Annotated in this window: 9 protein-coding genes; 7 read left to right on the forward strand and 2 right to left on the reverse strand. The window is 54.2% G+C overall.

Annotated elements, in window-relative coordinates; all coding sequences use genetic code 11:
- Positions 1–147: 147 nt before the first annotated feature.
- The 7 genes from kup to rbsR all read left to right on the forward strand — a co-directional run bounded on the left by kup (position 148) and on the right by rbsR (position 8,086).
- Entirely contained in the window at positions 148–2,019 is a 1,872-nt protein-coding gene (gene kup, locus ACLW56_RS20595; RefSeq protein ID WP_330985566.1) for a low affinity potassium transporter Kup, read from the forward strand.
- Between the two features lie 212 nt (positions 2,020–2,231).
- Positions 2,232–2,651 carry a D-ribose pyranase gene (gene rbsD, locus ACLW56_RS20600; protein ID WP_330985567.1) on the forward strand — a complete coding sequence of 140 codons (420 nt, stop codon included), beginning with the start codon at positions 2,232–2,234 and terminating at the stop codon, positions 2,649–2,651.
- 7 nt (positions 2,652–2,658) lie between these two features.
- Positions 2,659–4,164 carry a ribose ABC transporter ATP-binding protein RbsA gene (rbsA, locus tag ACLW56_RS20605; RefSeq protein ID WP_330985576.1) on the forward strand — a complete coding sequence of 502 codons (1,506 nt, stop codon included), beginning with the start codon at positions 2,659–2,661 and terminating at the stop codon, positions 4,162–4,164.
- 5 nt (positions 4,165–4,169) lie between these two features.
- Positions 4,170–5,135 carry a ribose ABC transporter permease gene (gene rbsC, locus ACLW56_RS20610; protein WP_330985568.1) on the forward strand — a complete coding sequence of 322 codons (966 nt, stop codon included), beginning with the start codon at positions 4,170–4,172 and terminating at the stop codon, positions 5,133–5,135.
- Between the two features lie 27 nt (positions 5,136–5,162).
- On the forward strand, positions 5,163–6,053 hold the full coding sequence (gene rbsB / locus ACLW56_RS20615) for a ribose ABC transporter substrate-binding protein RbsB (RefSeq protein ID WP_330985569.1): 891 nt from the start codon (positions 5,163–5,165) through the stop codon (positions 6,051–6,053).
- Positions 6,054–6,160: 107 nt separating this feature from the next.
- Positions 6,161–7,090 carry a ribokinase gene (rbsK, locus tag ACLW56_RS20620; RefSeq protein WP_330985577.1) on the forward strand — a complete coding sequence of 310 codons (930 nt, stop codon included), beginning with the start codon at positions 6,161–6,163 and terminating at the stop codon, positions 7,088–7,090.
- Positions 7,091–7,093: 3 nt separating this feature from the next.
- Positions 7,094–8,086: a ribose operon transcriptional repressor RbsR gene (rbsR, locus tag ACLW56_RS20625; protein WP_404659896.1), complete on the forward strand. Its 993-nt coding sequence runs from the start codon at positions 7,094–7,096 to the stop codon at positions 8,084–8,086.
- Here the strand turns inward: rbsR and mdtD are convergent.
- Positions 8,083–9,486 (reverse strand): multidrug transporter subunit MdtD, encoded by a 1,404-nt coding sequence (gene mdtD / locus ACLW56_RS20630; RefSeq protein WP_330985570.1) that lies wholly within the window; start codon positions 9,484–9,486, stop codon positions 8,083–8,085. The two genes, rbsR and mdtD, sit on opposite strands and share 4 nt — an antisense overlap.
- Positions 9,487–10,191 (reverse strand): FadR/GntR family transcriptional regulator, encoded by a 705-nt coding sequence (locus tag ACLW56_RS20635; RefSeq protein ID WP_330985571.1) that lies wholly within the window; start codon positions 10,189–10,191, stop codon positions 9,487–9,489.
- Between the last annotated feature and the right edge of the window lie 382 nt (positions 10,192–10,573).

Here is a 10,573-nt window from a genome sequence, read left to right on the forward strand (position 1 = left end):
CGTGGGAAAAACCGCAGTTTTTTCTTTGAGCAGGGATAACGTGGGGTCAATTTGGAGTACGATTTTGTGATTAATCGTGCATACTGTGCGCCTTTTGTGAGCCAGGGATCAGGGTACACATTTGTCTTATAAACGAAAGACGAGTCTATGAGCACTGATAATAAGCATTCATTGCCGGCCATCACGCTGGCGGCAATCGGCGTGGTCTACGGTGATATCGGTACCAGCCCACTTTATACATTGAGAGAATGTCTCTCAGGCCAGTTTGGATTTGGTGTAGAACGTGATGCCGTGTTCGGCTTCCTGTCGCTGATTTTCTGGCTGCTGATTTTTACAGTTTCCCTGAAATACATCACCTTCGTGATGCGCGCAGATAACGCCGGTGAAGGCGGTATTTTGACGTTGATGTCATTGGCCGGGCGAAATACCTCGGCAAGAATGACGTCTGTGCTGGTGATCCTCGGCCTTATTGGCGGCAGCTTCTTCTATGGCGAGGTGGTGATAACCCCGGCCATCTCGGTGATGTCGGCTATTGAAGGGCTTGAAATCATCGCCCCTCAGCTTGATAGCTGGATAGTCCCCATTTCTATCGCCGTATTAACCCTGCTGTTCATGATCCAGAAGCACGGGACTGCGCTGGTGGGGAAACTGTTCGCGCCGATCATGCTTATCTGGTTCCTGCTGCTGGCTGTGCTGGGTGCACGCAGCATCATTGCGAACCCGGAAGTGTTGCAGGCTCTGAATCCTTATTGGGCCGTCCATTTCTTCCTTGAATACAAAACCGTGTCGTTTGTGGCGCTGGGTGCAGTGGTGCTTTCCATTACCGGTGTTGAGGCGCTGTATGCGGATATGGGGCACTTCGGCAAACTGCCCATTCGTATCGCCTGGTTTAGCGTGGTGCTGCCCTCGCTGGTGCTGAACTACTTCGGTCAGGGCGCGCTACTGCTGAAACACCCGGAAGCGATAAAAAACCCGTTCTTCCTGCTGGCTCCTGAGTGGGCGCTGATCCCGATGCTGATTATCGCCACCCTGGCGACCGTCATCGCCTCTCAGGCGGTGATTTCTGGCGTGTTCTCATTAACCCGTCAGGCCGTGCGTTTGGGTTATCTCTCGCCGATGCGCATCATCCACACTTCAGAAATGGAGTCCGGGCAAATTTATATCCCGTTCATTAACTGGCTGCTGTATGTCTCGGTGGTGCTGGTTATCGTGAGCTTCGAGCACTCCAGCAACCTGGCGGCGGCATACGGTATCGCTGTCACCGGTACCATGGTACTGACCTCGATTCTCTCCACGACCGTGGCTTACCGAAACTGGCACTGGAACAAGTACTTCGTCGGCCTGATTCTGATTGCGTTCCTGTGTATTGACGTGCCGCTGTTCTCGGCGAACCTCGACAAACTGATGTCCGGTGGCTGGCTGCCGCTGACCCTCGGCCTGGTGATGTTCATGGTGATGACCACCTGGAAGAGCGAGCGTTTCCGCCTGCTGCGTCGCATGCATGAGCATGGTAACTCGCTTGAAGCGATGATTGCTTCCCTTGAGAAATCGCCACCTGTTCGCGTGCCTGGCACTGCGGTGTATATGTCTCGCGCCCTGAACGTCATTCCCTTTGCGATGCTGCATAATCTCAAGCACAACAAAGTGCTGCATGAGCGTGTGATCCTGCTGACGCTGCGAACTGAAGATGCACCATACGTTCACAACGTGCGTCGTGTGCAGATTGAACAGCTGTCGCCGTCATTCTGGCGAGTGGTCGCAAGCTACGGCTGGCGTGAAACGCCGAACGTGGAAGAAGTGTTCCATCGCTGTGGTCTGGAAGGTTTAAGCTGCCGGATGATGGAAACCTCGTTCTTCATGTCGCATGAGTCGCTGATTATCGGCAACGATCGTCCGTGGTATCTGCGCCTGCGTGGCAAGCTCTACCTGCTGCTGCAACGCAACGCTCTCCGTGCGCCAGATCAGTTTGAGATCCCGCCAAACCGTGTGATTGAGCTTGGGACGCAGGTTGAGATTTAACGTCTTTATCTGGTGCGGTCTGATGCCCTCTCCCCGACCCTCTCCCACGGGGAGAGGGAGCAAATACTAAAAACCTTCTCCAAAGAGAAGGTTTTGCACTCTACCTCGAAACGTTTCGATGCCGATCACATTTCTATAACCTGATGGTGGTTTTCTGAGCTTTCTTCAGAGTAAACTTACTCCAGCGAAACGTTTCGCTAGTGGAGCAAAACATGAAGAAAGGTACTGTACTCAACGCTGAACTCTCCTCGGTCATTTCTCGCCTTGGGCATACTGATACGCTGGTGGTGTGTGATGCGGGTCTGCCGATCCCTCACAGCACGCAGCGCATTGATATGGCTTTAACCCAGGGAGTGCCTGGTTTTATGCAGGTGCTGGAGGTGGTGACATCAGAGATGCAGGTTGAGACGGCAATTCTCGCCGCGGAAATCAAAACCCATAATCCGCAGCTCCACGAAACGTTGCTCCGTCACCTGGAGCAACTGCAGCAACACCAGGGAAACACCATTGACATTCGTTACACCACACACGAGCAGTTCAAACGACAAACCGCAGAAAGCCAGGCGGTGATTCGCAGCGGGGAGTGTTCCCCGTATGCGAATATCATTCTCTGTGCTGGCGTCACCTTCTGAGGCCATCATGGACGCATTACTGCAACTCAAAGGGATCGACAAATCCTTCCCGGGCGTAAAAGCCCTCTCCGGCGCTTCACTGAATGTGTACGCTGGCCGCGTGATGGCGCTGGTCGGTGAGAACGGCGCTGGCAAATCCACGATGATGAAAGTGCTGACCGGGATCTACAGCAAAGATGCCGGTTCACTGTTGTGGCTGGGAAAGGAAACCACCTTTACCGGGCCGAAGTCATCGCAGGAAGCCGGAATTGGCATCATTCATCAGGAACTGAACCTGATCCCGCAGCTTTCCATCGCTGAGAACATTTTCTTAGGCCGCGAGTTCGTTAACCGCTTCGGCAAAATCGACTGGAAAACCATGTACGCCGAAGCTGACAAGCTGCTGGCGAAACTCAACCTGCGCTTTAAAAGTGACAGGCTGGTGGGTGAACTGTCGATTGGCGATCAGCAGATGGTCGAAATTGCCAAGGTCCTGAGCTTTGAGTCGAAGGTCATCATCATGGATGAACCGACGGATGCGCTCACCGACACTGAAACCGAGTCCTTATTCCGCGTCATTCGCGAGCTGAAATCGCAAGGGCGCGGCATTGTCTATATTTCCCATCGCATGAAAGAGATCTTCGAAATCTGCGATGACGTGACAGTTTTCCGCGACGGGCAGTTTATCGCCGAGCGTGAAGTGTCCAGCCTCACCGAAGACACGCTGATTGAGATGATGGTCGGGCGCAAACTTGAAGATCAGTATCCGCGTCTCGATAAAGCGCCGGGCGACGTTCTCCTGAAGGTGGATAACCTTTGTGGGCCAGGCGTGGAAAACGTCAGCTTTACGCTGCGTAAAGGCGAGATCCTCGGCGTGGCCGGGTTGATGGGCGCCGGGCGTACCGAGCTGATGAAAGTGCTTTACGGCGCGCTACCGCGTAGCAGCGGGTATGTGACACTTGATGGCCATGAAGTGGTGACCAAATCACCACAGGATGGTCTGGCTAACGGCATCGTTTATATCTCTGAAGACCGTAAACGCGATGGCTTAGTGCTTGGCATGTCAGTTAAAGAGAACATGTCGCTGACCGCGTTGCGCTATTTCAGCCACAGCGGCGGCAGCCTGAAACACAAAGATGAACAGCAGACGGTGAGTGATTTTATCCGTCTGTTTAACGTCAAAACCCCGTCCATGGAACAGGCGATTGGTCTGCTTTCCGGCGGCAATCAGCAAAAGGTCGCCATTGCCCGTGGGCTGATGACGCGCCCGAAAGTGCTGATCCTCGATGAGCCAACGCGCGGCGTTGACGTCGGGGCGAAAAAAGAGATCTACCAGCTTATCAACCAGTTTAAAGCCGATGGCCTGAGCATCATCCTTGTCTCGTCTGAGATGCCGGAAGTGCTGGGCATGAGCGATCGCATCATGGTGATGCATGAAGGGCATCTCGGCGGTGAATTCACGCGCGAGCAGGCCACTCAGGAAGTATTGATGGCTGCCGCTGTGGGCAAGCTTAATCGTGTGAATCAGGAGTAAAAAAGATGACTACCCAGGCTGTTTCTGGTCGCCGCTATTTCACCAAAGCGTGGCTGCTGGAGCAAAAATCGCTGATCGCGCTGCTGGTGCTGATAGCGATTGTCTCCACCCTGAGCCCGAACTTTTTTACCGTCAATAACCTGTTCAATATCCTGCAACAGACTTCCGTGAACGCCATTATGGCGGTCGGGATGACGCTGGTTATCCTCACCTCCGGTATCGATTTGTCTGTGGGATCGCTGCTGGCGCTGACTGGTGCGGTGGCCGCCTCGATTGTGGGTATCGAAGTGAATGCGCTGGTGGCTGTTGCGGCGGCACTTGCCTTAGGTGCGGCGATTGGCGCAGTGACTGGCGTGATTGTGGCAAAGGGCCGAGTGCAGGCGTTTATCGCCACGCTGGTGATGATGCTTCTGCTACGCGGTGTGACGATGGTCTACACCAACGGCAGCCCGGTGAATACCGGCTTTACTGACAACGCAGATGTGTTCGGCTGGTTTGGTATTGGCCGCCCGCTGGGTATTCCAACGCCTGTGTGGATCATGGCGATTGTGTTTATCGCGGCCTGGTACATGCTGCATCACACTCGTCTGGGCCGATATATCTATGCTCTTGGCGGTAACGAAGCGGCGACACGTCTGTCGGGCATCAGCGTCAACAAAGTCAAAATCATCGTCTATTCACTTTGTGGTCTGCTGGCTTCTCTCGCGGGCATTATCGAAGTGGCGCGCCTCTCTTCTGCGCAGCCTACTGCGGGAACAGGCTACGAGCTGGATGCGATTGCGGCCGTCGTGCTTGGCGGCACCAGTCTTGCGGGCGGTAAAGGTCGCATAGTTGGGACGCTGATCGGCGCATTAATCCTCGGTTTCCTCAATAATGGTTTGAATTTGTTAGGTGTTTCCTCCTATTACCAGATGATCGTCAAAGCGGTGGTGATATTGCTGGCGGTGCTGGTAGACAACAAAAAGCAGTAATAACTGACATAACAGGACCTCTCAGATATGAACATGAAAAAACTGGCTACCCTCGTTTCCGCCGTGGCACTGAGCGCTACCGTCAGTGCTAACGCGATGGCGAAAGACACCATTGCGTTGGTTATCTCTACCCTGAACAACCCGTTCTTCGTTTCCCTGAAAGAGGGCGCGCAGAAAGAAGCGGACAAACTGGGCTACAACCTGGTGGTGCTGGATTCCCAGAACAACCCGGCGAAAGAGCTGGCGAACGTACAGGACCTGACCGTACGCGGCACCAAAATCCTGCTGATCAACCCAACCGACTCTGACGCTGTAGGTAATGCCGTGAAGATGGCAAACCAGGCGAAAATTCCTGTTATCACGCTCGACCGCCAGGCGGCCAAAGGTGAAGTGGTCAGCCATATCGCTTCTGATAACGTGCTGGGCGGCAAAATCGCGGGTGATTACATCGCCAAGAAAGCAGGTGAAGGCGCGAAGGTTATCGAGCTGCAGGGCATTGCCGGGACTTCCGCTGCCCGTGAACGTGGTGAAGGCTTCCAGCAGGCTGTTGCTGCTCACAAATTTGATGTTCTGGCGAGCCAGCCGGCAGACTTCGACCGCACCAAAGGTCTGAACGTCATGCAGAACCTGCTGACCGCGCACCCTGACGTGAAAGCGGTCTTCGCTCAGAACGATGAAATGGCGCTTGGCGCACTGCGTGCATTGCAGACAGCCGGTAAGTCAGATGTGATGGTCGTCGGTTTTGACGGTACTCCGGATGGCGAAAAAGCAGTAAATGATGGCAAACTGGCAGCGACGATTGCACAGTTGCCGGAGCAAATTGGCGCCCAGGGCGTGGAAGTTGCTGATAAGGTACTGAAAGGTGAGAAGGTTCAGGCCAAGTATCCTGTTGACCTGAAGCTGGTCATCAAGCAATAAGTCATACCGATTCAGGCCACCAAGAGCCTGAGGGGACAACGTAAAAAGAAAAGCGTGGCATGCGCCACCGGGATCCCGGTGGCGCTCTTTACCGGACACTCATGATTATGAACAACGCAGGAAATCTCGTCGTCCTTGGCAGTATCAATGCCGATCACATTCTTAACCTTGATGCTTTTCCCCGTCCTGGTGAAACCCTCACGGGTACGCACTATCAGGTGGCGTTTGGTGGCAAAGGTGCAAACCAGGCCGTAGCCGCAGGGCGTAGCGGAGCCAATATTTCTTTTATCGCTTGTACGGGCGATGATGATATTGGTGAACGTATTCGCAAGCAGCTCGCCAGCGACAACATCGACGTTGCGCCAGTGAGCGCGATTGCCGGGGAGTCCACCGGTGTAGCGCTGATTTTCGTTAATGGCGAAGGTGAGAATGTCATCGGTATTCATGCAGGCGCGAACGCGGCATTGTCTACAGATTTAGTTGCAGCGCAGGAAAAACGGATTGCCGATGCAGACGCACTGCTGATGCAACTGGAATCCCCGCTGGAAAGCGTTTTGGCTGCGGCAAAGATTGCCCGGCAACACGGCACGAAAGTCGTGCTCAATCCTGCCCCTGCACGTGAGCTTTCCGACGAGCTGCTGGCGCTGGTGGATATCATCACTCCGAACGAAACCGAAGCTGAAAAGCTGACCGGGGTGAAAGTGGAAACCGATGAAGACGCAGCGATTGCGGCTCAGGCGCTGCACGATAAAGGCATTGAGACGGTTATCATCACGCTCGGCAGCCGTGGCGTGTGGGCCAGCGAGCAGGGTAAAGGCCAGCGCGTGCCGGGCTTTAAAGTTCAGGCCATCGACACCATCGCCGCAGGTGACACGTTCAACGGGGCGCTGATGACGGCGTTGCTGGAAGGTGAGGCCCTGCCAAAAGCGTTACGTTTCGCGCACGCAGCTGCCGCGATTGCGGTGACTCGCAAAGGCGCGCAACCGTCTGTGCCGTGGCGTAAAGAGATCGACGAATTCCTCAGTCAGCAGGGGTAACGCTTGGCTACCATGAAGGACGTTGCCCGCCTGGCGGGCGTTTCCACCTCAACGGTCTCTCACGTTATTAATAAGGACCGCTTTGTCAGCGAGGCCATCACTGAAAAAGTGCTGGCGGCGATCAAAAGTCTTAACTATGCGCCGTCTGCGCTGGCGCGCAGCCTCAAGCTCAATCAGACCCACACCATTGGCATGTTGATCACCGCCAGTACCAATCCTTTCTATTCTGAGCTGGTCCGCGGCGTGGAACGCAGTTGCTTTGAGCGCGGCTACAGCCTGGTGCTGTGTAACACCGAGGGCGATGAGCAAAGGATGAACAGCAATCTCGAAACGCTAATGCAAAAGCGTGTCGATGGTTTGCTGTTGCTCTGCACCGAAACTCACCAGCCCTCGCAAGAAATCATGCAGCGTTATCCCTCTATCCCGACAGTGATGATGGACTGGGCACCGTTCGACGGTGACAGCGATCTGATTCAGGATAACTCGCTGCTCGGCGGTGACATGGCCACACAGTATCTGATCGACAAAGGCTACACGCGTATTGCCTGCATTGCCGGTCCGCTGGATAAAACGCCCGCTCGCTTGCGTCTGGAAGGGTATCAGGCTGCGATGCAGCGCTGCGGGTTGGTAATAGAAGAAGGTTACATCATTACCAGTGATTTTGAGTTTGGCGGCGGATTGAGTGCGATGCAGTCGCTGCTCGCTTTACCTGTTCCACCGCAGGCTGTCTTTGTGGGTAACGATGCGATGGCCGTGGGCGTGTATCAGGCGTTGTATCAGGCGGGCTTGTCTGTTCCGCAGCAGATGGCTGTCGTGGGATATGATGATATTGAACTGGCTGCCTACATGACTCCACCGCTGACGACTATCCATCAGCCGAAAGATGAGTTGGGTGAACTGGCTATTGATGTACTTATCCATCGTATGGCCCAGCCCGGACAGAAGCAGCAGCGAGTGCAACTCACGCCCGAGCTGGTGGTGCGCGGCTCGGCTTAAGCCTTCTTCTTGTGCCGCTCCTTAATCAGGTTGCGGCCATCTTTCGGTTTCAGCAGCATAAAGACCAACGCCGAAACTACGGTTATCGCACCCATGGTAATAAAGGTGTAGTGGAACTGCTCGACGGTATTGGTGCTGTCGAACCCTTCATAAAAGCGCAGAACAGCTGCGCTGACCGCAACCCCCAGACTGATTGAAAGCTGCTGCGTTACCGCCAGCACACTGTTGCCGCCGCTGGCGTTTTCATCGGTTAAGTCAGCGAGTGTGATGGTATTCATCGATGTGAATTGCGTCGACATCGCCATGCCCAGCACGAACAGCGGCAGGATCAGCATCCAGACCGGCATCGAAGGGGATTGCAGCGAGAACTGAGCGATCATCAGGCCGATAAAGAGGGTTATTCCCACCAGCGTTTTGCGATAACCCAGCCAGCGCAGTACCTGAGTGACCGTGGATTTCGCCAGGATGGAGCCCATTGCCGTGGGGGCCATCATGCAGCCTGCAATCAGCGCCGGATAACCAAACCCAACCTGCAACATCAGCGGCATCAGGAACGGGACGCAGCCTGTGCCCAGGCGTGTCGCCAGATTTCCGGCAATTCCCACGGAAAAAGTACGCGTCCTGAACATCGGCAAAGTAATAAGGGGCGTAGGATGGCGACGAGCATGCTTTATATAGGCATAGAGCAGCAGCATGCTCACCAGCACGATAGCCAGTGCAATCCAGGTCGCCACAATCTTCTCGCCAAACAGTTCCATCCCGCTGGAAAATAGCACCAGGCTCAGGCCAAACAACAGAAAGCCAGTCATATCAAAGCTGCGGCGCGGGGTAGTAAAGTTCGGCATATATTTGCGGGCATATAACAGCCCAGCGATACCAATCGGAATATTAATCAGGAAGATCCAGTGCCAGCTCGCCCAGGTCACCAGCACTCCGCCCAATACCGGACCAAGGATGGGGCCGACTAAACCTGGCATAGTGACAAAATTAAGCACCGGCAACAGCTCGCTGCGCGGATAGGCGCGTAACAGAGCGAGGCGAGCGACGGGCATCATCATGGCGCCGCCAATCCCCTGAATCACGCGGAAGATAACCAATTGCAGCAACGAGCCTGAGAGCGCACAGGCAAGCGATCCCAGGGTGAAGAGGCTCACTGCGAGCATAAAGACTCGTCGTGTCCCAAAGCGGTCGGCCAGCCAGCCGCTGACTGGGATCAGCATTGCTACCGTCAGGGTGTAGCTGATGATGGCTGACTGCATCGCCAACGGAGAGCGGTTTAGGCTTTGGGCTATGGCAGGAAGTGCCGTGTTAAGGATGGTGGCATCCAACGCCTGCATAAAGAAGGCCATTGCCGCAATCCACGGCAACCCAGCCATACTGCGTGATTTCTTTTCTGTCATCTATTTATGCGCCTGCGTTGTGGGAGCAATTAACAGAGCCTGACAGGCCTGAAACGCCCGAGGGCCGTCGCTCTCCTGGATAGCATCGACAATGGCCTGGTGGAGATCGAGTTTCACCACTTCGTCCTGAGTGATCGCGGCAAAGTAGGTGTGATAAACCGAATGAAATAAAGAAGCGAACGATGTCAGGAAAGGATTCGAACTCATGGCATAGATTTGCTCATGCCAGGCCATGTCCACCGCTATCCAACGCTCACGGTTAAAATGACGCTTCAGATGCGTCATCTCTTCCATCAAGGTGTTCAATTGCGCTTTCTGTTCCGCGCTGCCCAGCATTGCCGCCAGCATGCAGGCCTGAGGTTCAAGGCTGCTGCGCATGACCAGGAAGTGTTCTACCACTTCGGGGAAGTTGTTCTCGGTGAGCCACCAGGAGAGCAACTCTTTGTCCAGAAAGTTCCAGTCGCTTTTTGGCATCACCCGGGTACCAATACGGGGGCGAGGTAACACCATGCCTTTTGCGGATAACGTCTTCACCGCTTCGCGAACGGCTGTCCGGCTAACACCGAATTGTTCACCTAGCTCCATTTCACCCGGGAGGATGCTTTCCGGGGGATACTCACCGGTTAAAATCTTCTGCGCCAATTTCTCGGCAAGAACCCATGAGATGTTCTTTTGTGCCGCCAGCTGCTGTGCGCTTAAGGACATAAATGTCATTCCTTCTGTCTAAACTCTTTTTTAGTATGCCACTCAGTGACAAAATTCGGCGGTAAAATCAGCAGATAGCGCAATTAATGGTGCTTTTATGGCTGTTTTGGTGAAAAAAAATGCGAACAGTAAAATAATTCAAATTTCCTCTTGTCACCCCGGAATAACTCCCTATAATGCGCCTCCACTGACACGGAACAACGGCAGGCAAGCCGCCGGGTCAGCAGGGTTTCTCCGGAAATTCTGGCAGACGAAAAGCGAAAATAAATGCTTGACTCTGAAAGAGGAAAACGTATTATACGGGACCTCGAAACGGTGAGCGAAAGCCGCGTTTCAACTGCTCTTTAACAATTTATCAGACAATCTGTGTGGGCACTCAAAG

Source organism: Pantoea sp. sgz302252 (assembly GCF_047713085.1).
Taxonomy (GTDB): Bacteria; Pseudomonadota; Gammaproteobacteria; order Enterobacterales; family Enterobacteriaceae; genus Scandinavium.

Coding starts and splice junctions, on each gene's coding strand:
- kup (WP_330985566.1), top strand. CDS start 148: ATGAGCACTGATAATAAGCATTCATTGCCGGCCATCACGCTGGCGGCA.
- rbsD (WP_330985567.1), top strand. CDS start 2,232: ATGAAGAAAGGTACTGTACTCAACGCTGAACTCTCCTCGGTCATTTCT.
- rbsA (WP_330985576.1), top strand. CDS start 2,659: ATGGACGCATTACTGCAACTCAAAGGGATCGACAAATCCTTCCCGGGC.
- rbsC (WP_330985568.1), top strand. CDS start 4,170: ATGACTACCCAGGCTGTTTCTGGTCGCCGCTATTTCACCAAAGCGTGG.
- rbsB (WP_330985569.1), top strand. CDS start 5,163: ATGAACATGAAAAAACTGGCTACCCTCGTTTCCGCCGTGGCACTGAGC.
- rbsK (WP_330985577.1), top strand. CDS start 6,161: ATGAACAACGCAGGAAATCTCGTCGTCCTTGGCAGTATCAATGCCGAT.
- mdtD (WP_330985570.1), bottom strand. CDS start 9,486: ATGACAGAAAAGAAATCACGCAGTATGGCTGGGTTGCCGTGGATTGCG.
- ACLW56_RS20635 (WP_330985571.1), bottom strand. CDS start 10,191: ATGTCCTTAAGCGCACAGCAGCTGGCGGCACAAAAGAACATCTCATGG.